Origin of the sequence: Nostoc sp. MG11 (assembly GCF_014904695.1) — a bacterium.
In the GTDB taxonomy this organism is placed as follows: domain Bacteria; phylum Cyanobacteriota; class Cyanobacteriia; order Cyanobacteriales; family Nostocaceae; genus Komarekiella.
Genome location: NZ_JACXXN010000035.1, coordinates 20,827 through 43,672, shown reverse-complemented (window position 1 = coordinate 43,672; position 22,846 = coordinate 20,827). Strand labels below are relative to the sequence as shown.

At 41.4% G+C, this 22,846-nt stretch carries 21 protein-coding genes and 1 riboswitch; of the genes, 10 read left to right on the top strand and 11 right to left on the bottom strand.

The genetic code is table 11. From position 1 onward, the window contains the following. Position 1 precedes the first annotated feature (1 nt). Positions 2-457: a DUF2141 domain-containing protein gene (locus tag HCR01_RS29090; protein WP_193199499.1), complete on the bottom strand. Its 456-nt coding sequence runs from the start codon at positions 455-457 to the stop codon at positions 2-4. Positions 458-630: 173 nt separating this feature from the next. Between HCR01_RS29090 and HCR01_RS29085 the strand changes: the two genes are divergently transcribed. Both HCR01_RS29085 and HCR01_RS29080 read left to right on the top strand, forming a co-directional pair. Continuing rightward, positions 631-1,290: a carbonic anhydrase gene (locus HCR01_RS29085; RefSeq protein ID WP_193199498.1), complete on the top strand. Its 660-nt coding sequence runs from the start codon at positions 631-633 to the stop codon at positions 1,288-1,290. A 346-nt stretch (positions 1,291-1,636) separates the two neighbouring features. Beyond that, a complete protein-coding gene (locus HCR01_RS29080; RefSeq protein ID WP_413773982.1) occupies positions 1,637-2,698 on the top strand; it encodes a glycosyltransferase family 4 protein in 1,062 nt (353 codons plus the stop codon). A 123-nt stretch (positions 2,699-2,821) separates the two neighbouring features. Here the strand turns inward: HCR01_RS29080 and HCR01_RS29075 are convergent, their stop codons facing one another. Continuing rightward, a complete protein-coding gene (locus tag HCR01_RS29075) occupies positions 2,822-3,565 on the bottom strand; it encodes a class I SAM-dependent methyltransferase (protein ID WP_193199496.1) in 744 nt (247 codons plus the stop codon). 226 nt (positions 3,566-3,791) lie between these two features. Between HCR01_RS29075 and HCR01_RS29070 the strand changes: the two genes are divergently transcribed. Together HCR01_RS29070 and HCR01_RS29065 are read left to right on the top strand one after the other, a co-directional pair. Beyond that, on the top strand, positions 3,792-5,108 hold the full coding sequence (locus HCR01_RS29070; RefSeq protein WP_193199495.1) for an ABC transporter substrate-binding protein: 1,317 nt from the start codon (positions 3,792-3,794) through the stop codon (positions 5,106-5,108). Positions 5,109-5,156: 48 nt separating this feature from the next. Beyond that, positions 5,157-6,071, top strand: coding sequence for a S66 peptidase family protein (locus HCR01_RS29065; protein WP_193199494.1), 915 nt, complete (start codon positions 5,157-5,159; stop codon positions 6,069-6,071). Positions 6,072-6,149: 78 nt separating this feature from the next. Here the strand turns inward: HCR01_RS29065 and HCR01_RS29060 are convergent, their stop codons facing one another. Together HCR01_RS29060 and HCR01_RS29055 are read right to left on the bottom strand one after the other, a co-directional pair. After that, positions 6,150-7,700, bottom strand: a complete 1,551-nt coding sequence (locus tag HCR01_RS29060; RefSeq protein WP_193199493.1) for a cytochrome P450 — start codon at positions 7,698-7,700, stop codon at positions 6,150-6,152. A 152-nt stretch (positions 7,701-7,852) separates the two neighbouring features. Then, positions 7,853-8,602 carry a hypothetical protein gene (locus HCR01_RS29055; protein ID WP_193199492.1) on the bottom strand — a complete coding sequence of 250 codons (750 nt, stop codon included), beginning with the start codon at positions 8,600-8,602 and terminating at the stop codon, positions 7,853-7,855. Positions 8,603-8,718: 116 nt separating this feature from the next. Between HCR01_RS29055 and hemE the strand changes: the two genes are divergently transcribed. From hemE to HCR01_RS29035, 4 genes are all read left to right on the top strand, one after another. Beyond that, the gene (hemE, locus tag HCR01_RS29050) at positions 8,719-9,780 is read left to right on the top strand and encodes a uroporphyrinogen decarboxylase (protein ID WP_193199491.1); all 1,062 of its coding nucleotides are present in this window, start codon (positions 8,719-8,721) and stop codon (positions 9,778-9,780) included. 133 nt (positions 9,781-9,913) lie between these two features. Then, positions 9,914-10,123: a type II toxin-antitoxin system HicB family antitoxin gene (locus HCR01_RS29045; protein WP_193199490.1), complete on the top strand. Its 210-nt coding sequence runs from the start codon at positions 9,914-9,916 to the stop codon at positions 10,121-10,123. Between the two features lie 3 nt (positions 10,124-10,126). Next, positions 10,127-10,351 carry a type II toxin-antitoxin system HicA family toxin gene (locus HCR01_RS29040; RefSeq protein ID WP_193199489.1) on the top strand — a complete coding sequence of 75 codons (225 nt, stop codon included), beginning with the start codon at positions 10,127-10,129 and terminating at the stop codon, positions 10,349-10,351. A 157-nt stretch (positions 10,352-10,508) separates the two neighbouring features. Next, the gene (locus HCR01_RS29035; protein WP_193199488.1) at positions 10,509-11,465 is read left to right on the top strand and encodes an NAD-dependent epimerase/dehydratase family protein; all 957 of its coding nucleotides are present in this window, start codon (positions 10,509-10,511) and stop codon (positions 11,463-11,465) included. A 1-nt stretch (position 11,466) separates the two neighbouring features. Here HCR01_RS29035 and HCR01_RS29030 read toward each other — a convergent pair whose 3' ends face one another. From HCR01_RS29030 to speB, 6 genes are all read right to left on the bottom strand, one after another. Beyond that, positions 11,467-12,264: an ABC transporter ATP-binding protein gene (locus tag HCR01_RS29030; RefSeq protein ID WP_193199487.1), complete on the bottom strand. Its 798-nt coding sequence runs from the start codon at positions 12,262-12,264 to the stop codon at positions 11,467-11,469. A gap of 32 nt (positions 12,265-12,296) precedes the next feature. After that, complete coding sequence (locus tag HCR01_RS29025) at positions 12,297-13,145, bottom strand: ABC transporter permease (protein WP_193199486.1); 849 nt, start codon at positions 13,143-13,145, stop codon at positions 12,297-12,299. Continuing rightward, positions 13,142-14,179, bottom strand: a complete 1,038-nt coding sequence (locus tag HCR01_RS29020; RefSeq protein ID WP_193199485.1) for an ABC transporter substrate-binding protein — start codon at positions 14,177-14,179, stop codon at positions 13,142-13,144. The genes HCR01_RS29025 and HCR01_RS29020 overlap by 4 nt, the downstream gene beginning before the upstream one ends. Positions 14,180-14,536: 357 nt before the next feature. Beyond that, positions 14,537-15,262: a hydrogenase nickel incorporation protein HypB gene (gene hypB, locus HCR01_RS29015; RefSeq protein ID WP_193199484.1), complete on the bottom strand. Its 726-nt coding sequence runs from the start codon at positions 15,260-15,262 to the stop codon at positions 14,537-14,539. Then, positions 15,246-15,608 (bottom strand): hydrogenase maturation nickel metallochaperone HypA, encoded by a 363-nt coding sequence (hypA, locus tag HCR01_RS29010; protein ID WP_264299952.1) that lies wholly within the window; start codon positions 15,606-15,608, stop codon positions 15,246-15,248. The genes hypB and hypA overlap by 17 nt, the downstream gene beginning before the upstream one ends. Before the next feature lie 3 nt (positions 15,609-15,611). Continuing rightward, positions 15,612-16,805 (bottom strand): agmatinase, encoded by a 1,194-nt coding sequence (speB, locus tag HCR01_RS29005; RefSeq protein ID WP_193199483.1) that lies wholly within the window; start codon positions 16,803-16,805, stop codon positions 15,612-15,614. An 82-nt stretch (positions 16,806-16,887) separates the two neighbouring features. Continuing rightward, a riboswitch (guanidine-I (ykkC/yxkD leader) is annotated at positions 16,888-17,000 on the bottom strand. Positions 17,001-17,406: 406 nt separating this feature from the next. On the opposite strand from speB, the gene HCR01_RS29000 reads away from it, so the two are divergent. Further along, a complete protein-coding gene (locus HCR01_RS29000) occupies positions 17,407-19,911 on the top strand; it encodes a response regulator (RefSeq protein ID WP_193199482.1) in 2,505 nt (834 codons plus the stop codon). Between the two features lie 153 nt (positions 19,912-20,064). Here the strand turns inward: HCR01_RS29000 and HCR01_RS28995 are convergent, their stop codons facing one another. Beyond that, positions 20,065-21,012 carry an NAD-dependent epimerase/dehydratase family protein gene (locus HCR01_RS28995; protein WP_193199481.1) on the bottom strand — a complete coding sequence of 316 codons (948 nt, stop codon included), beginning with the start codon at positions 21,010-21,012 and terminating at the stop codon, positions 20,065-20,067. A 429-nt stretch (positions 21,013-21,441) separates the two neighbouring features. Here HCR01_RS28995 and purD point away from each other — a divergent pair, with 429 nt between their 5' ends. Next, complete coding sequence (purD, locus tag HCR01_RS28990) at positions 21,442-22,728, top strand: phosphoribosylamine--glycine ligase (protein WP_193199480.1); 1,287 nt, start codon at positions 21,442-21,444, stop codon at positions 22,726-22,728. Positions 22,729-22,846 lie beyond the last annotated feature (118 nt).

Here is a 22,846-nt window from a genome sequence, read left to right as displayed (position 1 = left end):
CTTAAAAATATTTCAACTGGATTTGAATATTGGTGTTTGGCCCTGCTACTAAAAATGCTGCTTCGCCGAACTTAGGCGCACTTGTACGAACTTCTGGGTTTCTGAAAAACCCAAAGCCTTCGATAGGCATACCAAGTCCATTACGATTGAGGGTACGGTCATTATTTTGATCGTGGATGACAGCAACAGCGTAGTTACCTGCTTTTAAGTTCTCAAAGTTAACTAGTAAGGGAGTGTCGGTAATCTTGGTACACTGCTTTTGTAAGACGCGATCGCGGTTATTGGGAAACCCTTGACTACTGGCAAAAATACTAACGCAGACTTGCCCTTGTTTGTTCTTCAATCCATCAATTTCCACGGCAAGTTTACCGTTAAAACTTGCCTTAGCACTCAATGACGATGCTACATTTCCCATAACTGCTAGCAGCAGTATACTAAATCTTAATTTTTTGAGCATAAAGTTTTCAGTGGTATCGCTTTTAATAGTGTCTAATCTGCACTAACTGTAAGTTTATTGACTTTATTTTCAAAAGGCAAATTTTTACAGCTTAAGATTACGTTAAATTTATTAACTATCTATAAATATGAATAATATAAAATATTGATCATAGACGACTCCCAGAAATATTGATGAAATATCACAACATCAACGAAGTCCTGGAAAATAATCAGGCTTGGGTTGCGGAAAAACTAGCTATAGACCCAACTTATTTTGAAAAGTTGAGCCGTGGACAAAAACCACCTTTTCTCTACATTGGGTGTTCTGATAGTCGTCTGCCCTTAACAAATTTTACCCGCACGGAACCCGGAGAATTTTTTGTACATCGTAATATCGCCAATCAAGTTTCTTTGACGGATATTAACTTTTTAGCTGTTTTAGAATACGCAATTCTCCATTTAGAAGTTGAACACATTATTATTTGTGGACACTATGATTGTGGTGGGATTAAGGCGGCGTTAGAAGGGAGAACAACCGGAATTATTGATAACTGGGTGAATCCAATTCGAGAACTTTATTTACAAAAACAAGACGAAATTGATATTTTACCAACCAGAAAAGAACGTCTGAATCGCTTAGCAGAAATCAATGTTTTGGCACAGGTTAAAAATCTGTACCAAACTTCTATTATGCGTAAAGCACTCCACGACCAAAAAGCACCTCTTGTTCACGGTTGGCTACTTGATATCGGCACTGGATTAATCAAAGACTTAAATATATCAACTGTAAAATGGCAATTGCCTTCATGTCCTTTGTTTACTAAAGAACCTTTAATTACTTTGGCTTGTTAAACCAAGGGATGGGGTTGCAGGTTGTCGCTGTGAAGAACCACTTGAGGCATTATCTGTGGCTGTTCAACAAATTACTCCAAAGCAAGTTTACATTTCAGTGGTTGAGTCTGAGGGGCTAGTTGATACTAATTTATAATTGAAGACAATTTTAAATTCAGTTTTCTCTGTGTCTTTGTGCCTCTGTGGTGATAAAAATTAATTACATTACCACTAAGACACTAAGACACTAAGTAAAAGCGTTGCTGAGTGAAAGTATGAATTAGTATCACGCAGAGACGCAGAGGCACAGAGAATAAGAGTATAACTCTACTGTTCATACTCTCTGCGGATGACTGTTTCTGCCAAAATGAAATTACTTTTTGTCTCTACTCCTGTTGGGCCTCTGGGTAGTGGTATGGGTGGCGGTGTGGAATTGAGTTTATATAACATCGCTCAAGAAATGATTCGGCGAGGACATCAACTGCAAATCGTCGCCCCCGCTGGTTCGACTTGGAATGATCTACCGTTGGTGCAAATTCCTGGTAATTTACAAATCATTGCTCAAAGCCAGGAACGCACAGCCTCTATTACTATGCCGGAAAATTCTGTGCTGGCGAATATGTGGGATTATGCTCGTCAGGTTCAAGGTGACTATGACTTGATTGTGAATTTTGCTTACGATTGGTTGCCATTTTATCTAACACCTTTTTTTGGCTGTGCGATCGCCCATTTAGTCAGCATGGGTTCATTGAGTAATGCCTTAGACCAAATTATCAAACAATTAGTCAAGCAGTTTCCCGGTACAATTGGTTTCCATACTCAAACGCAAGCTGCTACTTTTGCGCTTGAGCAGGAGTGTCCTTATTTAAGTAACGGTATTGATTTATCACTATATGATTTTTGCAGCGAACCAAAACAGCAGTTAGCTTGGGTAGGTAGAATTGCACCAGAAAAAGGTTTGGAGGATGCAGTAGCAGCGTCGCAAAGCACAAATATTCCTCTAAAGATTATGGGTAAAATCCAGGATGAATTGTACTGGCAAAAAATTTGTCAGAATTACCCAAATGCACCTTTAGAATATCTAGGGTTTTTATCAACAAATCAAATGCAGCAGGTAATGCGTGAATGTCGCGGATTATTAATGACACCTCATTGGGTAGAAGCATTTGGAAATGTGACAATTGAGAGCTTAGCTTGTGGTGTACCAGTAATTTCCTATCGTCGGGGTGGACCTGCGGAAATTGTCAAAGATGGCAAAACTGGCTTTTTGGTAGAACCTGATAGCGTTGCTGGTTTAATAAATGCGATCGCCCGCCTTGATCAAATCAACCGATACACCTGTCGTCAGCAAGCAGAGACAGAATTTTCTCTTCAAGCATTAGGCGATCGCTTTGAAAACTGGTTCTACAAAATTTTAGATATTAATTGACCAGAAAGTATGGTGCGATCGCTTAGGTAAGTTGGCTAATTCACCTACTTAATAAAAAGCCCAAGGCAGTATTATCAGTGGGTGTAAAAATAACTTTAGATACTGTTCAGAAAATAGTTAAACTCATACCCACTTACGATAGCAACGAGCTGTAAGGTAGTGAGGGTGAAAAACTTCTAAAAAGTTAGTTTGAATGGTACGGAAGAAAGTATCTACTACTTTAGGATCGTCATTGTGAAAGGGATACTCTTGCTTAAAACCTTTAAAGAAATACCAGTTTAGAATAATCTTACCTTCAGGTGCTAGAGCTTGATGGAAATCTAGCATCTGCTGGCTGGGGTCTAGCAAATGTTCTAAAACGTCAAAGGAAATGATTGTATCAAAAGTCTCTTTTGCAGGTATCTCATGACAAAAATATATTTTTTCGCTCAACCCCATCCGTTTGACTCGTGAATAAACAAAATCGTGATTAACAGGATTAATATCGCAATAGATTACTTGTTCAACTTGAGGACAAAGGGCAGCGCCAATTGTATGAGTCCCAATACCACCGCCAAAATCTAACACTCGACCTTGGGCATGATCGGAAATCAACCGTAATGTATTTCCAATATAGTCGTGACTTGTTAGATGCCACGCTCCCAGTTCAAATAAATAAGCTTCTCCTACTTTGTCACGATAAAAAGTACTTGCTTTTTCCCAGTCAAAATCTTTATGTCCTAACTCAGCCATCTGTTGCTGACCAGCCTCTAACTTTGTCTCTAGTGTTTCTGAATCTAATTGCAAAAACTCTTGTAGATGCTGCTTTAAATTAAACGAATCTTGCCAATAGTTATCTAAGACAGGCTGATTAAGGGAGGTCAGCATTAGTGGATCACCAAAATAAATCTGAACTCCCTTATGATACTATGCAAAGGATATTAGATTTTTCTCGAAAATAATGGTTTTTCCAAAGTATGTGTTTTCGCTGATAGAGATTTAGCAATATTGATTATATAGACGATACAGAATTTTATTTTTAGATAAAAAACTTTCTATAACTCAAACACTAACCTAATCACAAACCTATTCTTACACAAGAGCAGAAACTAACATGACCATTACTCTTTTTACTCCGAAAATCAGAAACTACCTTTGCCATATCGGCTCTTTTTGTCGAGCTTCACTGCTGGCTAGTATCTTAAGTGTGTTTCTATTATTTTTATCTGGCTGTCAGAGTCCAACACAAAAAGACAATGGAGTAATTCATCTGACCTTGTGGCAAGGAATTAATCCCCCTGCAAATCGGGATGTATTTCAAAAGCTGGTAGACCGATTTAATCGGACTCATCCTGATATTCAAATGGAATCTATTTATGCAGGTCAACTTGATCAACAGATGCCCAAAGTGTTAGCCGCAGTTGTTGGTAATGTTCCGCCAGATATCTTGTTCTTTAACCCACAGATTACAGGTCAGCTTGTGGAACTTGGGGCGATTCGCTCCCTGGAAGATTGGTTGGACAAATCGCCACTCAAGTCAGAAATTATTCAGAATTGCTTTGGCGAAATGCAGTTAGATGGACATATTTGGTCAGTCCCTTTATTTGCAGGTAATATGAGCCTTTTTTATAGACCGGATCTGTTTAAAGCAGCAGGAATTACCGAGTTGCCAAAGACCTGGAAAGAATTAAGATATGTTGCCAAAAAATTAACAATAGACCGTAATGGCGATCGCACTCCAGATCAGTATGGTCTATCAATGCCTTTTGGTAAAGGAGAATGGACAGTTTTCAGTTGGTTTCCTTTCTTATTAAGTAGTGGTGGAACAGTAGTAGAAAATAACCATCCCAATTTGGTCAATCCAAAAGCGATCGCGGCCTTACAATTTTGGCAAGACTTAATTAAAGACGGCTCTACTAAATTCTCTGCACCAGAACGAGGATACGAAGAAGATGATTTTATTGCCGGTCGTGTTGCTATGCAGTTAACGGGGCCTTGGACATTCATTACGAAAAGTAAAGTTGATTATGATGTACTTCCTATTCCTAGTAATCTTCAAGCAGCAAGTGTGCTAGCTAGTGGCAATATGTTTGTGATGAAAACCACAGCTAAAAGAGAACAGGCAGCCTTGAAGTTTTTAGAATATGTTGTTAGTGAAGAATTCCAAACTGAATGGAGTATTGGCTCAGGTTTTTTACCCGTAAATTTGAAATCTGTCCAAAGTCAAGCTTATCAAGAATTCCTCAAGCAAAAACCTGTCCTGAAAGTCTTTCTTGATCAAATGTCTGTATCAGGTTCTCGACCGATTATACGCGGCTATAGTCGCTTGTCTGAAAGTTTGGGTCGAGCCATCGAAGCCACTATGTTAGGCGCATCTCCAGAAACAGCCTTGAAACAAGCCCAAACAAACCTTGAATTAATGTGGAATTAATACTCGTTCCGCTTGGATATATGTAATTTTTTTACTAATTTTTTATTCATGCAATCCAAAATATTACCACAGCCTCTCAAACCTGGTGACTTACTGCAAGTTATTGCCCCTAGTGGTGCTTTACGAGAATTGAAGGCATTTGAGCAGGGTTTAGAAATTTGGCGATCGCGCGGCTACCAAATCAAAATCATCCCAAAGATAGATGACAAATGGGGATATTTAGCAGGAACAGATGAAAACCGCCGTAACCAGTTAGCAGCAGCCTGGAAAGACCTAGATTGTCGCGGTATTCTCTGCGCTAGAGGTGGTTTCGGCAGCACCCGCATCTTAGAAAATTGGCATTGGCACTCAGGCGACTCTGCACTCCCAAAATGGTTAATTGGCTTTTCTGACATCACCGCCCTCTTGTGGAGCCTTTACAATGCAGGGTTTTCTAGCGTTCACGGCCCCGTGTTAACAACTCTCGCTGATGAACCAGATTGGTCAATTGAGCGATTATTTAATTGGGTAGAAGGGCGTCCTCTCGCCTCGCTTAAAGGTTGTGGTTGGGGTGGCGGTATTGCTACTGGGATTTTGCTACCAGGTAATCTCACGGTGGCGACTCATCTTTTAAGCACACTAATTCAACCCAATCTCGATGGTGTGATTTTGGCAATTGAAGATGTCACAGAAGCACCTTACCGCATCGACCGAATGCTGACTCAGTGGCGTTTAAGTGGTGCTTTATCAAAAGTCAGGGGGATTGCTTTGGGTGGTTTCAGTCGGTGTGAAGCACCGCCAAATGTGCCTAGCTTTAGTGTAGAAGAAGTTTTGCGCGATCGCTTAGGCGATTTAGAAATTCCTATTGTTTCTAACTTACCTTTTGGTCATGATGGGCCGAATGCAGTTTTACCAGTAGGCATAGAAGTAACTTTAGATGCAGATCAAGGAATATTGGATGTCATAACTCAATACCTTGACTAAATTGGTTTAACAGGAAATTACACTTTTCTAGGATTTCGTGTAATTCCTTCTATATAAACTTTATAAAAAGCTTGAACCCTACTTTCTCAAGCTAAAGCGCATAGGCATTCTGTCGGATGGATAAATCAAAAGGTTCTGCTGTAACTGTTGCACAGATGACCGGCCGTTGACTAACTCCCAGTCGAAGTAGCGCAGCAATAGTGCCAGCATCATCGTTGCTTCCAGCATTGACAGATGCTCTCCCAAGCAACGATGAGAACCTGAGCCAAAGTCTATCATTGGAAGTGAACTAATTTCCTTACTCTTGTCTAACCAACGCTCCGGCAGAAATTCTTCAGGATGAGGATAAATTTCTGGATCTCGTCCAGCAGCAAGCATTGACCAGAATACTTTTGTACCACGAGGAATAAGCTTACCCTCAATAACAATGTCGCGTTGGGCTTCCAATGAAGTCGAGCCGGAGGCGACTGAATAAAGGCGCAAAGTCTCCTTGACAATAGCGCGAAGGTAAGTCAGTTCCTTTAAGATTTCTGTATTAATGCCGCCTTGATGCCAAGCTTGATCAACCACAGCCTGTGCTTGCTGAAAAACCCGTTGATTTAAGGACAACTCTGCTACTGCAAAGGATAAAGTATGAGCTGTGGTGTCAGTACCAGCTATTAACAGTTCAATAACTTCTGCTATGAGTGTTTCCCGATTGTATTTGGGTTCTTTGGCAGCTATTTTCACTAACATTGATTCTTGGAACAAAGGACTTACCTGTGCTAGGTCGGTCTTATTTTGTTCTCTCATCTGTAAAGCTAAATCTACTCTGGGAGTAATAAACTCTTCTAAATATCGCCTTGCTGCCCAATAATCTCGTGAATTTTTAGTCGGCAGATATTTCATCCATCTCTTCTCGCCAGTCGCTACCCGTAGGAACCGATAGCCTACAGTAGCCATTGCCTCGTACACCTTGAGAACTTCGAGGGGTGGCCCTTCATGACTAGCGCTGTTTTTATCTACAGGAATCCCCAATACTAAACAGGAAATTACCCTCATCGTCAGTTCTACAAACAGAGGATCTACCTGAACTTCTTTTGGTGGAGCAGTTTCTTTAAGTCTCTCGATTACCTGTTCGCAAGCTTGGCTAATCATCTCAACATATTTGGAAAGACCGCTAGAACTAAATTCGAGGTTCCAAGCCTTGCGTCGCCACTGCCACTCATCTCCGTTTTGACCTAAAAGAATCGGCCCACTAATATCGTTCCAAGCTTTGCTCGTTCGCTGGGTTCTAACTAGGCTACCGTCTCTCATCCCATTTATGATAGTGTCTTCAATAACTTTTGGCTTACTCAAAACGAGAACTGGATAGCCAGTCCACAAAATATACATTGGCCCTAGCTGCTGGCTCCAATCAAACAATAATTGGAAGTATTTCTTCTGTTTTACTGCTGCTAATACTTGAGGGATATTTCCTAACAGCCAGTGTCTAGGAGGAGAGGGGAGCGAGTGTAGAGATTTGTAAGTGTTCTTTTGTTTCCACCAGCGCCAGCCAAGTATGACCGCTATGCAAGTAACGCCTGAGACGGTAACTAAATATGGAAATGAGTCAGAAAAAGCAATCTGAGCAGCAATCTTTTGGAACATGAATCCGCCTTCGTCCAACAAAAACTTCAGATTATACAGATACTAACGTATTGTTTCCAGATTCGTTTTATATGAAAGACTACCTCAAACTTCCGAGACTTTTATCTATATAGCGATGATTCGTATCATGATCAGACGACTCACATGATTTTTTACTCCTGAGAAATTCTCGTCTGGCGATGAGAGTTTCTTTTTAAGGTACACAAGCCAATTGCTGTTATAACTCCAAGAATTACTGCTGCAAATCCTTGTCCACTCCAATGCAGTACGTCAGTACGACTTGCTTCTGGAATCAAATCTTGTATGAGCGAAAGCAACCAAATCAAGATACTGATAAGTAAGAAAGAGATTGAAGGGAGAAAACTCCACCGCCAAACGCCTGCTGTGTATCGTCTTAATACCAACCATTGGCAAAGACCTAGCCAAATTCCCGAAATAATATATGCAATAGTAGACAAAAATCCAAAAATGAGAGTTGATTCAGCAGATAAAGTTTCATCTAACGATGAAGCAATAGATGAAATGTAATTGATCCAAGTTGTAGAAACGCTATTGGTAATCAGCCAACCTATGCTGGTAGCAAGTATCCACAGCCAACCTGATAAATATCCATAAATAATCAGCGCTTGGTCGGCGGCAAAAATCACTGCAAATACAACATTGCTGATAAATCTGACCAAAACGCTCGATGTTGGCTGTTGAGCTACTGTAGGCAAACTTTCTAGAATAATTTTTTCTAACGCTATGCTGGCAATGCCACCCACAACCCATCCAAGGATGCTCATCAAGGTAAACTGGATAAAGAACTTTCGTCTATGGGAGCGCGGAATCAAAAATTTTCCTGGGTTGGAATCGCTGTTAGTAGATGCAACTTGATAAGGACTGTTAGAGTCAGATTGCATATAAAGTTTAGTAAAGAAACTAATAGTACTTTTGCGGTGAACCTGCTGAAAAAGCGTAATCCCAGAATGATAAGCTAAACAGTGGCATAAAAAAGTGACTTAGGATGAAGTGATAAATGGGTGTTTCCTCAACGACTCCTCATCTCTTACGGGCTGCTCGTGGTGAAGTAGTAGATCGTCCCCCCGTATGGATGATGCGACAAGCGGGACGATATATGAAAGCTTATCGAGACTTACGGGAGAAGTATCCTTCATTTCGCGATCGCTCGGAAATCCCCGAAGTAGCGATTGAAGTTTCTTTGCAACCTTGGAGAGCTTTCCAGCCAGACGGAGTAATTTTATTTTCCGATATTGTTACACCCTTGCCCGGTTTGGGCATTGAAATGGACATTGCGGAAGGTAAAGGGCCAGTTATTTTCTCGCCCATCCGCACTCAAGAACAAATTGATCGCCTGCGTCCCTTAGAACCAGAAGCAGATCTACCATTTATCAAAACAATTTTGCAGGCGTTGCGCCAAGAAGTGGGCAACAAATCAACTGTGTTAGGCTTTGTGGGTGCGCCGTGGACGTTAGCGGCTTATGCGGTGGAAGGAAAAGGTTCTAAAACCTACTCCGTCATCAAAAACATGGCGTTCTCAGATCCAACAACACTGCATCAATTGTTAGCTAAATTAGCAGATGCGATCGCTGTTTACATGCGCTATCAAATTGACTGTGGTGCTCAAGTTGTGCAGATGTTTGATTCTTGGGCAGGGCAACTGAGTCCTCAAGATTATGACACCTTTGCTCTCCCTTATCAGCAAAGAGTTTTCCAACAAGTCAAGCAAACCCATCCCGATACACCTTTGATTCTGTTGGTTAGCGGTAGCGCGGGTGTGTTGGAAAGAATGGCAATATCTGGCGCTGATGTCGTCACCGTAGATTGGGCGGTGGATATGGCAGAAGCAAGAGCCAGATTAGGCAAGCACGTGAAAGTGCAAGGAAATCTTGACCCAGGAGTGTTATTTGGTTCCAAACAGTTTATCCGCGATCGCATCCTTGATACCGTTCGCAAAGCTGGCAATTGGGGTCACATTCTCAATCTTGGTCACGGTGTACTCCCAGAGACTCCAGAGGAAAATGTCGCTTTCTTCTTTGAAACGGCAAAGCAACTTGATGCGGCAGGAGTTGGAAGGTAAGAGGCAGGGGTCAAGGGTCAAGGGTCAAGAGTCAAGGGTCAAAGGTCAAGAGTTATTTTCTTCCCCTGCTTCCCCTGCCTCCCCTGCCTCCCCTGCTCCTCTGCTTTTCTGAATAATTTACAGTCAAGTTTTTATGAGAACTTTTACTGCGATCGTCGAACGCGACTCTGATACAAATCTATATGTCGGCTACGTTCCTGGTTTTCCTGGAGCGCATTCTCAAGGTGAAACCTGGGATGAGTTACACGAAAATCTACGTGAAGTAATTGAGATGCTACTAGAAGATGAAAATCTAGCTTTTGATACTGAATTCGTTGGTACACAGCAAATTGTAATTCGATAGAACATGAGCAATATTCCTGTTCTAAAGCCTCAGGAAGTTGTTCGGATTCTTGAGAATATTGGATTTGTGGAAGTGCGTCAGAAAGGTTCACATAAACAATTCCGTCATGAAGATGGACGAGGCACAACGGTTCCATTTCATAAAGGTCGAGACATATCACCAAGATTGCTACGACAAATCGCAAGTGATATTGATTTGACAGTCGAAGAAATGTTGGATGCCAGATGAAGTCTAACAACGCAGTGGAGCGAATGTACAGTGTCGTCGCGCTTCACTTGGGTTTAATCTTTTGCTGCTCACTTTTGCCTGCTTTGCACAGTACGAGTAATTTCTGTTGCGGAATATTTAACTTTATTTTTAACTCCTAACTTTTAAAACACCCACAATGAGCCAGAAACGGATTTTAGTCACCGGGGCAAGTGGCTGTATTGGTCACTATATCTCAGAAGCTTTAATTAAAAATACAAATCATGAGTTATTTCTATTAGTTAGAAATCCCAATAAGCTGCAAGTTGATATTCAAGCACGTCCAGGTATCACCGTCTTGCAAGGCGATATGCAGAAAATTAGCCATTTTACTGATTTGCTACAAACAATTGATATAGCAGTCCTTACAGCCACAGCTTGGGGTGGTGATGAGACATTTGATATTAATGTAACTAAAACTTTAGAGTTGCTGAACCTGCTCAATCCAGACCGCTGCGAACAAGTGATTTATTTTTCTACAGCTAGTGTTTTGGATTGCTACAATCAACCATTAAAAGAAGCAGGGGAAATTGGTACAGATTATATCCGTTCCAAATATCAATGCTTGCATGAAAAATCGAAGTTAGCGATCGCACCCAAAATTACCACTGTTTTTCCTACTTTAGTTTTAGGCGGCGATGCCAAAAAGCCTTATTCTCATGCTACATCTGGCATTCCAGAAGTTACGAAATATATTAATTTAATTCGCTTTTTGAAGGTAGACGGCAGCTTCCACTTTATTCACGGGCGAGACGTTGCCACTGTCGTGCAATATTTGATTGCTCATCCTCCCCATACAAATGAGCCACGTCAGTTTGTTTTAGGTCAAGCGCCGTTAACTGCTAATCAAGCAGTGAAAGAAGTTTGTGCTTATCTGGGCAAAAAAATTTACTTTCGCGTTCCCCTATCTTTAGGGTTAGCTAATTTGATTATTGCTGTGTTCCGCATTCAGATGGCTGCTTGGGATAGATTTTGCATGAATGATCGCCATTTCACTTATGAAAAAGCAATTAATCCTAGCAGTTTTAATTTACCAAATTACTGTGCAACTATGAGTGATGTTTTGAAAATTAGCGGTGTTAAAAGTGCTAAATAGTTTAGTTTATTAAAGGTAGTGGCTCTGTAGTGTTATTTAACTGCTCCTCATCATTATGTAATAGACTCATTACTTCATCCTTGTATTTCTGAAATATGGGATAACGCTTGACTTGAGGATCAGATTTGCTTGGCAATTGTATTTGCAATTCTTGCTTAATTGTGCCTGGTCGGGCGCTTAACACGTAGATGCGTTGAGATAGAAAAATTGCTTCCTCAACATCGTGAGTAATCATAAAAATTGTAGTGTTTGTGCTACGCCAAATTTCTAGTAGAAATTGCTGCATGACTTCTTTCGTCTGCACATCCAACGCACCAAAGGGTTCATCCATGAGCAAAATTTTGGGTCTTGATGCTAAAGCACGAGCGATCGCTACTCGTTGCTTCATCCCACCAGAAAGTTCCTGTGGTAGCGCTTTAGCAAATCCCGACAACCCAACTACTTCTAAATAATAAGCGGCTTGTTGTCGTCGCTTTAGTTTAGACACACCTTGCAGCTTTAAGCCAAATTCGACGTTTTCCATCACACTCATCCAGGGATAGAGAGTGTAGCTTTGAAATACCATACCGCGATCGCACCCTGGCCCTGTTACGCGCATTCCGTCAACCAAAATCTCCCCTGCTGTTGGAGTCTCTAACCCTGCAATTAACCGCAGCAATGTTGACTTACCAGAACCACTTTCTCCTACTGCACAGACAAACTCACCCTCTTCTATGTGCAAATTGATGTTTTTAAGTGCAGTCAACAAACCGCGTCTAGTTTTAAATTGTTTGTGGAGTTGATTAACTTCTAAATGCATAAAGCGTCTTTAAATTACGAATTACGAATTGCCTAATCTTTAGCCCACTTACAAGAAACGCGCAGTAACAACCGAAACAAAAGGTCAATTACTAAACCAATCAAGCCAATAACAATCAATCCAGCAAAAATTTCATCAGTTTTAAGATATCTTTGAGCAACACTAATCCTCCGACCTAAACCTTCTGTCGCCGCTACTAATTCCGAAACAATCACTAAGTTCCAAGATGCTGCCATGTTAACCCGACAAGCATCAATAATATTAGGCAGAATGAATGGGAAAATAACTTGCAGTAAAACTTGTTTTCTTTGACCTCCTAAAGTATAAGTAGTTTCTAATAAATGTTTAGGAACAAATTTGACTGCATCCATCACCATTAAGGTGTTAAAAAACAGAGTGCCGATAAAAATCAGCATTATTTTTGGAGTTTCTCCCAGCCCAAGATATAGAATTAGTAAAGGAATAAAAGCCGGGGCTGGCATATAGCGGACAATACCAATAATTGGTTCTAGCAATGCTCGGAAGCTCGCAAAAGTCCCCATTAAAGTACCTAAAGGGATGGAAACCATTGCCGCCAAAGAAAAACCAGCCACGACGCGAAACAAGCTAAAAGCAATATCTTTTTGTAAATCGCCACTTGCTAAAAGTCTTTGAAATGCACTCCAAACTTGACTGAGAGTAGGCAGAAATAAAGGCGGAATTAATTCAGTATTAGAAACAATCCACCAGACAAGTATAGGGACAGTAATTGACAAGAACATTAAAGTCCAAGCCAAGTTTTTAGGGATATCTTCAGCAATCCGCCAAAAAACGGTTTGTGGTAATATTTTATGAGGACGCTTAGAGTTTATTCCCTGTAAATCTTCAGCGTATTGGTTCATGATTTCTGTTTCGCGGCGTAGGCTTTGACAAAGCGATCGTCAAGGATTTGGTTAAGATTAGGTGCTTGTTTTGTCAAACCAGCTTCAACAAGAAATTTACTAATCTCCCCAGCAGCGTAACTCAAGGATTTCATGTCCTTACCGGGACTAAAAGCTTGCAAATTGTCTTCTAGCGAGAAGATTTTAGTACCTGCGTCGTATGCCTTATATTCTGAAACTGAGACGCCAGCGCGTTTCGCCATAATTTCGTAAGCTTTGTTTGGATTGGCTTTGATGAAATCTAAAGTAGCAAACCAAGTATTCACTAAAGCTTGTACATCTTGCGGACGTTCGTTAATAAGTCTGCGGTTGACAACTAAATGGTCGGGAATCGCACCAGGAAAGTCTTTAGAACTAAATAATTCTTTGCTACCAGAACGTGATAAAGCTTTTGTTGTAAAAGGTGCAAAAACTCCGACTGCATCAACTTGACCAGCCACAAAAGCGGCTGCTGCTGCACCGGTTTCTAGTGGTTGAAACTGAATATCAGCTTGAGTTAAACCTGCTTTTTTCAAACCCAGCAATAACAAAAAATGGTCAACTGTTCCTTCTTCAGCAGCAACTTTTTTACCTTTAAGGTCGGCAATGCGATTGATTCCTTCTCGGACAACAATTTTGTCGTTTCCAGTTGAATTATCGTTGACTAAAACAATTACTTGATCTGAACCTGCTGCAACTGAGCTAATCGTATCATTCAAGGTTTGGGTGTTGGCATTAAGTTGGCCTGCTCGCAGGGCATTAATAGAATCTAAATAGCCATCAAACCACTTCAAATCTACATTAACTTTGTTTGCTTCAAATAACTTTTGCTCTTGAGAAACTTGCCACGGAAACCAACCTGGCCAAGCACTAAAACCAACCTGAACTGGTGCAGTGTTAACTGAGGTAGTAGAATTGCTCTGCGTAGAATTTTGCTGGTTGGGAGTACAACTGATTGCGATAACAAGACTGAGTAAAAAGACTGTGAATAGAGATGATAATTTGCGAATATTCATTATATTTAACTCGGACTTACGCTTCGTTGTAAGGGACTTAAGTTGAGAATTTGCGTCTACGTTGTTATAAAGTTAAGTAAAATTGACTTTTGCAGGTAGAAGATATATTAATCGTGTTTGAGTTGTGAAAATTATTTTTCTTTGTAATGTTCGCGTAGCGTGCCGAAGGCATACCGCCAAGGACGCCAACAAAGAGAAGAGAACATTTCACGAATTATTTAGGAATGTTATGGAAATGGGAATATCCTAGCTAACCGCTTTCATAATAGGTTGGATGTTTAACAAATAGCGTGTCCAAATACTATTGGTTTATGGAGACAATGACCTATTTGTGAAGTAGGGAAATGCTACTAATTGCTAATGAATATGCACAACATTGGGGATTGCTGCTGTAGATGAAGAATTCTGGTGTGCCTTCAAAACTTGCGATCGCACCCAATTAAACCAAACTTCTAATCCCTCATCTGCTTTAGTAGAAACAGGAATAATCTCAACATCAGGATTCATCTGACGGACGTTTGCCTCAATACGACTAATATCAACATCTAGATAGGGAGCCAAATCTATTTTCGTAATCAGCAGACAATCTGCTTCTTGAAACATAATCGGGTATTTCAGTGGTTTATCTTCGCCTTCAGTAATACTTAGCAAAGCAACTTTGGCATGTTCTCCTACTTCAAATTCAGCAGGACAAACTAAATTACCAACATTCTCTACTAGCACTAAATCAAAGTCTGAAGGATTGTATTCCTGTTCCAGTTGGTGAATCCCGCCTGCTACCATTTTGGAATCTAAATGACAGGAACGACCTGTATTAATTGCAATCACAGGAACATTATATTTCCGCAGGCGTTCTGCATCTAAATTGGTTGTCATATCGCCTTCAATGACAGCAATTTTTAACTCATTAGTTAGAGCCGCAAGGGTGCGTTCTAGTAGTGCCGTTTTACCAGCACCAGGACTACTCATGATGTTGAAACAGGTAATTCCCCATTTATCAAAATGCGCTCGGTTGTGGTCAGCGCCTTGTTGATTGGCATGGAGCAAGTTAATTCCTAATACCGCGTCAAACGTTTGATGCATAAGCGTATTCAATCCTGTCAATTTTCAACTCTCTACCTGAGCGAATATCGTCCATTGGAGAATTACACTCAGGACAAGCGTACTGTAAACCAATTTGTGGTGAATATTCTTGTTGACAACGATGACAAAAGGCAATTAGTGGTGTTTCCTGAATTATCAGTTTTGCTTTTTCTAAAAAGGTGTTACGCGTTTGGACTTCAAAAGCAAATTGCAAGCTTACAGGTTCAACACAAGTGAACTTCCCAACAATTAAGTGAACTTGAGAAATTTCTGGTCGCTCAGGTTGGGATTCCCACCAATCTTTTACTGTTAAAATTAGTGCCTTTGTCATGTCAGCTTCGTGCAAAATTTACCTCCATTCCTCAACTAACTCTGGTTCTGCTGCGGGATGAATATATGCAGGTTTTTCTTTGCGTGGTAATTGACCTGAGACAACTAAATGCGCCATCGTATCACAAATTACTCGCGCCGCCATTAATGATGTCATATCACTAACGTCGTAAGGCGGTGAAACTTCTACAATTTCCAGTCCACAAACAGGTGCGTTTTGAACAATTTTGCCTAACAAATACAGAGCCTCACGTGGTAATAATCCACCGGGTTCCGGCCAGCCAGTTCCAGGGACAAATCCGGCATCAATGCAGTCAATATCGAAACTGACATAAACGCAATCTGTACCGTCTAATGCTCTTTCTAAAGCAAAGTTGACGGCTGCATCTAGCCCCATTTCAGTGATGTCTGTCACTGTTAAAATATTCGTAGCTCTTTCTCGACAAACTTTTACACCTTGACGTGGTACTTGCCAACCACCAATTCCTAATTGAACTAAGTTTTTTGCTGGTGCATTTTTGATATTTGTGGCATGAAACCAGGGACAAGTATGCATTCTTTCATCTAGGTCTGTTTCTTGAGTATCCACATGGCGATCAAAGTGAATAATACCCACTTTCTTATCGCCTAAATGACGGCAAATACCACGGACTGTGGGAAAGCCAATTGAATGATCACCTCCCATAATTATAGGGAATGCACCAGAACTAAAGATATGTGCAATACCTTTAGAAATCTGATCAAAGGACTTTTCATTGTTAGCTGGAATGGTAAAAATATCGCCGACATCGCATAGAGTAATCTGCTCGCGCAAGTCCACACCTAGTTCAAAGTTATAAGGGGTATATAATGCTGAGATTCGGCGGATTCCTTGGGGGCCAAAACGCGTTCCGGGTCGATAAGTAGTTCCAGAATCATGTGGTACACCAACGATCGCAACGTCGTATTCACCAACTTTCCGCACATCTTCTAAATAGGGTGCTTTTAAGAAAGTGTTAATCCCGGCAAAGTGGGGAAGCTCCCCGCGAGAAAATGTGGGAATCGAGCGATCGCGTATACTTTCTGCTGCTTCTAACCCATATTCTAGCCCTTTGGAAACTTCCTGCTGCCAGCCTGTTAGCGGTAAATGTGCTTCTTTTTCCAGCGCTCGACCCGCTTGCGTAGAAGGTGGTTGGAAAGGAGAATTGGAATCAGAAAAAGATTGTTCAGTCATGTTTCGGGAAGTTGAAATTTTTAAGATTTGCCAGGCAAAACTATAGCCCGGGTAAGCCATAACAGATAATATTCTGCTATGTACCTCCCGGGCTTTTTTCCCGCCGTGTGACCAGTTTTTTCTAAACTGGGTGCTTCTCTCGGACCAGTCATTTAACTACAAAAATGTTAAATCGGAACCCTAGAAGCTATTAATTTTTACCCAATTGCTAGTAGTTTTTTTGGTACTTAGTTTTTTATACTCAAGTTTATAAATATCAAAAGGTATTGAGATAAAAAGTATCATAAGTTACAAATACCTCAAAGTTTTTTCAAAAGGTTTTATCAAAAGTGACAATGTTGCTGTTATGAGAGCGCGATTCTCCTGGGGAGAGGCTGCGCCAACGCCTGATTTTTCAGAAAGTTATTCCAGCAGTCGTAATTGATACAAATGTTTATAAAATTTGATTATTTTTATGCCTGATTCCGTATTATAGGAAAGAATCAAAACTGGGCAACAGCACACGAAATTTTCTGGCATCTGATGCAAAAGTCTCGTAGTTTCTAGCCTTTTAGCCTGTTTTTGCACTTATGATATTAATGCGATTCTGACTTACAACCAAATGTTACGCATTCTTCTAATTGATGACAACCCAAACGATCGCCTTTTAGCAATTCGACAACTGGAACGAGAGTTTATTGACCTCCAAGTAGAACAAGTTGCTATGGCAGAAGAACTAGCTCAGGCCTTAGAAAGGGGGCAGTTTAACTTAGTTGTCACCGATTATCAATTGCGTTGGAGTAATGGTTTAGAAGTGCTACGGGCAATTAAAGCGCGTTATCCTGATTGTCCAGTGATTATGTTCACTAACAGTGGTACTCAGGAAATTGCAGTAGAGGCAATGAAGTCTGGATTGGATGACTATGTTGTTAAGTCACCCCAGCACCAAGTGCGCTTGAGTGCCGCAGTTCGCTCTGCCTTAGAACGAGTTGAAGCTCGCCAGAAAGCAGCGAATTTAGAAGCTCGTTTCCAAACTTTGCTTAATCGGTTAAATGTTGGGATTTATCGGGCAAGTTTGGATGGTGCTTTACTAGAGTGCAACCCAGCATTCCTGCGTCTTATTGGATTGGGAACACTGCCCCAAGAGCAGACGAGTCAGTTCAGAGAGCCTTATTTTCAAACAGAAGACCATCCTCATCTGATCAGCCAATTGCAACAAATTGGTGAGGTGCGCGATCGCGAGATGCAACTGCGACGAGCAGATGGTAGTTTAATTTGGGTGCGTATCAGTCAAACCTTCACACAAATGAATGGCAACGGCATCATTGACGGTTTGATAGAGGATATTAGCGATCGTAAACACGCAGAGTTAGAACGAGAGCAACTACTGATCCGTGAACAAGCTGCCAGGATGGAAGCTGAAATTGAAAAGCAAAATTATAGTTTACTGTCTGAAGCTAGCAGACTATTAGCATCTTCGCTCGATTACCACACAACTCTGACAAAGTTAGCCAACTTAGTCGTTCCCACTTTAGCTGATTGCTGTTTTATTGATGTTGTCGAAAGCAATCTTACAGTATTTGAGGAACCAATTATTGCTGCCGCAACCCCTGAAATAGAAGCACTAGCGCTTGTACTAAGACGGCTTTATTCCAATTCAATTGATGCTGATTTTGGCGTGCGAAATGTGCTTAGAACAGGTAAGCCGCAGTTAGTCAGTGATGCGTCAGATGCGTTTTTCTTGACAATGAGACAGGATGCAGAACCCTTGCGGCTGATGCGTCAGATCAACATTCAATCCTATATGATTGTGCCGCTAGTAGCTCGCGATGCCTACGGCGAGATACACCTACGCAAGTTAGGTACGATTACTTTTGTGACAAACCAACCGAACCGTCGCTACAGTAAAACCAATTTAGCAATGGCTAAAGCACTGGCTCAACGGGCAGCTATCACAATTGATAACGCTCGCCTTTACCAGCAAGCAATAGACGCGAATCGAATTAAAGATGAGTTTCTCGCTGTTCTATCTCACGAAATTAGAACTCCATTAAATCCCATCTTGGGTTGGGCAAAACTTCTACGTAGTAACAAGCTTGATCAAAAAAAGACTGCTTTTGCTCTTGAAACCATTGAACGTAATGCTCAGTTACAAACTAAACTCATTGAAGATCTACTAGATATTTCCCGCATCTTGCGAGGCAAGCTAAGCCTGAATGTTTGCCCTGTTGATTTAGCAAGCATTGTTAGAGCTGCGATGGAAACAGTGCGGTTGTCAGCTGAGGTCAAATCAATTCAAATTCACTCCAATCTCGATTCTACTGTTAGTCAAGTATTTGGGGATTCGGGGCGTTTGCAGCAAGTCGTCTGGAATTTGCTCTCCAACGCGATTAAGTTTACTCCAGAAGGCGGACAAGTTGAGGTTTATTTAGAGCCAGTTGGTTCCCAGGCTCAAATTCGGATTACAGACACAGGCAAAGGAATCAGCCGAGATTTTCTCCCCTATGTATTTGACACCTTCCGTCAAGCCGATAGCGCAACAACTAGAAAATTTGGCGGCTTGGGATTGGGACTAGCAATTGTCCGTTATCTAGTAGAAATGCATGGTGGAACTGTTTTTGCAGAAAGTTTAGGAGAAGGTCAAGGAGCAACCTTCATTGTAAATTTACCTATGATAGTTACCGATTCACTGGTAAGTAATGAAAAAAGTGATGCAACGACTGCCGAAACTTCAGCTTTTGATAGTCTTCAAATTTTAGCTGTGGATGATGATCCTGATTCTTTAGAGTTAGTTACCTTCATCCTTGAAGAGTGTGGAGCAACAGTCAGGGCTGTGTCATCAGCAGCAGAGGTATTAGCAGCCTTAGCACAGTCAAAATCAGATTTACTGGTAAGTGATATCGGGATGCCAGAAATGGATGGTTATATGCTGCTTAGACAAGTCAGGTCACTTCCTCCAGAACAAGGAGGGCAAATTCCAGCGATCGCTCTTACAGCTTATGCTGGAGAAGGAAACGAGCAGCAAGCAATTTCAGCAGGTTTTCAAGCGCATATTTCAAAGCCAATAGACCCAGCCCTGTTAATTGCAACGATTGCTAACTTAGTCCAAGAAGCTAAGGAGAAATAAGGCAGTAAGCGGAGTAGAGAAGAGGTATTTTTATTGAAATCGGCGGGAAACTTCAGAGAGTAACTGGCAGGAAGAGAGATAACCCTTCGACTAACGCTCCTACGGACGCTCGTTCCTCGCTAACTCACCGCCCGCCGACTTAGGACATAAACCTTAACACAATGACTTAATCCATTGCCATTCCTGGGTTAGTCCGTCTCTCAGTGAGACTTGCGGCTGATACCCCAGAATTGTCTGAGCTTTAGATACATCGGCAGCTGTGTGACGAGCGTCTCCCATCGCCTTTTCTATATGGTTTCTTTTGATTGGTTTCCCAACAATTTCCTCAATTATGTCCAAGACTTCTGCTAAAACTACCCTACTACCACCACCAATGTTAAAGATTTCTCCTACTGCTTGAGGTACAGTAGCCGCGGCTAAATTGGCGGCGATGACATCACTCACAAACGTAAACTCTCGTGTTTGCTGTCCATCGCCATAAATCGGAATTGCCTCATTTTGTAAAATAGATTTAAAAAATTTATTAAATGCCATATCTGGGCGCTGTCTGGGGCCATAAACTGTGAAATAGCGCAATGAAACACAAGGCACGCCAAAGTTTTTGTGATACTGTCCACACAGAAGCTCAGCCGCTAGCTTAGTAATGCCGTAAGGAGAAACTGGTTGGGGGCAAATTCCTTCGTGGGTCGGTAATGTTTCTGCGTCACCATACACACTTGACGAAGAGGCAAATACTAACCTTTGTAAATTTTTAGCATCCTTTGCTGCTTCTAGCAAAACTTGTGTAGCGTTAATATTGCGTTCGGTGTAATCTCGGAAAGATTGACCCCAACTCGCTCTTACACCTGCCTGTGCAGCTTGATGGTAAACTACATCAACATCTTTTAGAAGTGTCTGCCAATCTAAAAATTGCATATCTCCTTCGATTAATGTAAAGCCAGGTTGCCAGTGTAAGTGTGCAACATTCTTACGCTTTAACATTGGATCGTAGTAATCATTAAATTCATCAATCCCAAGAACTTCTTGCCCTTGTTCTAACAATGTTTCTATAAGTTGAGAACCGATAAACCCTGCGGCTCCAGTGACGATAACTTTAACCATGTTCCTGACTTTTTTGAGATTTTATTAAGCACAATACTAACAGGTTAATACTTGTCACCAATATCGTCATCACTTGACTATTGTTTTTGAGCGTTCATTTCAACTGTCAATAAACTCATAAAAATACTCATAAAAATACTCATAACATTATATTTTTGTTAAGAGAAAATTAAGTATATTTATTGAATGCTTACTATTAATCTGAATTACAAATGTACTAGTTTTCTAAGTTAAATATTTAAGAGTAAATACGGCATAAATTCAATAATCAAAGCAGGTTACTAGATACGAGCAATGAAACCCGCTTATATTGGTTTGTGCTTCTATGCTCAGTCAGAGGGGGCTTGCATAAGCATAAGAATTAGTGAAAAATTGATCCGCGAGCAGCTTGAGGCATTCTCGTTTTGCAAGGGACGTACGAGGAAATCAGTGAAAGTTTTAGTTGTCGGTAATGGTGGGCGCGAACACGCTCTGGCATGGAAACTATTGCAATCTAAGCAAGTTGAGCAGGTTGTCTGTGTGCCGGGGAATGGAGGCACAGCAAGCATGGAACGTTGTCAGAACTTGCCTCTAGCAGTGGATGATTTTGAAGGCATAAGCCAATACGCTTTGAACAATGGCATTTCTCTGGTAGTAGTTGGGCCAGAAGTGCCTTTAGCTAAGGGAATCACCGATTACCTCCAAAATAAAGGACTGATGGTATTTGGCCCAGCCAGAGCAGGAGCGCAAATTGAGGCGAGTAAAGCTTGGGCAAAAGCCTTAATGCACGAGGCGGGAATTCCAACGGCACAGGCTGCGGTTTTTACGGAGTTAGCAGCAGCAAAATCCTATGTGAGAACTCAGGGGATACCGATTGTTATTAAAGCTGATGGCTTGGCGGCTGGGAAGGGTGTAACGGTTGCCGAAACGATTGAGCAAGCCCAGAGTGCGATTGATACTATTTTTCAAGGGCAGTTTGGCAGTGCTGGTAAATTTGTTGTCATTGAAGAATGTTTGATTGGGCAAGAGGTATCAGTTTTAGCATTGACTGATGGGTTAACGATTCGGTCTTTGTTGCCAGCTCAAGATCATAAGCGAATTGGTGAGGGCGATACGGGTGAAAATACTGGCGGGATGGGAGCCTATGCTCCAGCACCCATTGCCACACCGGAGTTGATGGCACGCGTTCAAACAGAAGTATTAGATAAGGCGATCGCCACTTTCCGAGCCAAGGGCATTGATTACCGAGGCGTGCTGTATGCTGGGTTGATGATTGCACCCGATGGCCACTTTAAAGTTCTAGAATTTAACTGTCGTTTCGGCGATCCAGAAACTCAGGTGATTTTGCCACTATTAGCAACACCTCTAGAAGAATTGCTTTTGGCTTGTGTACAGCAGCGGTTAGGCGAATTGCCACCCATAGCTTGGAAAGAGGGGGCATGTGCCACTGTCGTAGCCGCATCAGGTGGTTATCCAAGCGAATACAAGAAAAGTCAGGTGATTACGGGCATTGCAGAGGCAGAGGCAGCAGGCGCAACTGTGTTTCATGCAGGTACGAAGTTGAACCAGCAGCAAGAAGTAGTAACCGATGGGGGAAGAGTGTTAAATGTGACTGGCATAGGAGAAAATTTTGAGCAAGCGATCGCTCAAGCATACGCCGGAATTAAACATATTCAGTTTGAGGGGATGTATTACCGTAGAGATATCGGTCATAGAGTGATGAGTGGGAAGCGCTGAAATAAGGTAAATTCGTTAAAACTACTTTAATAAGGATATCCCCCTGCACTTCCTCATTTCCCCATCTCCCTCTAACATGTTTATCAAAATAACTGTTAATTTTTTAGTTGTTGGGGTT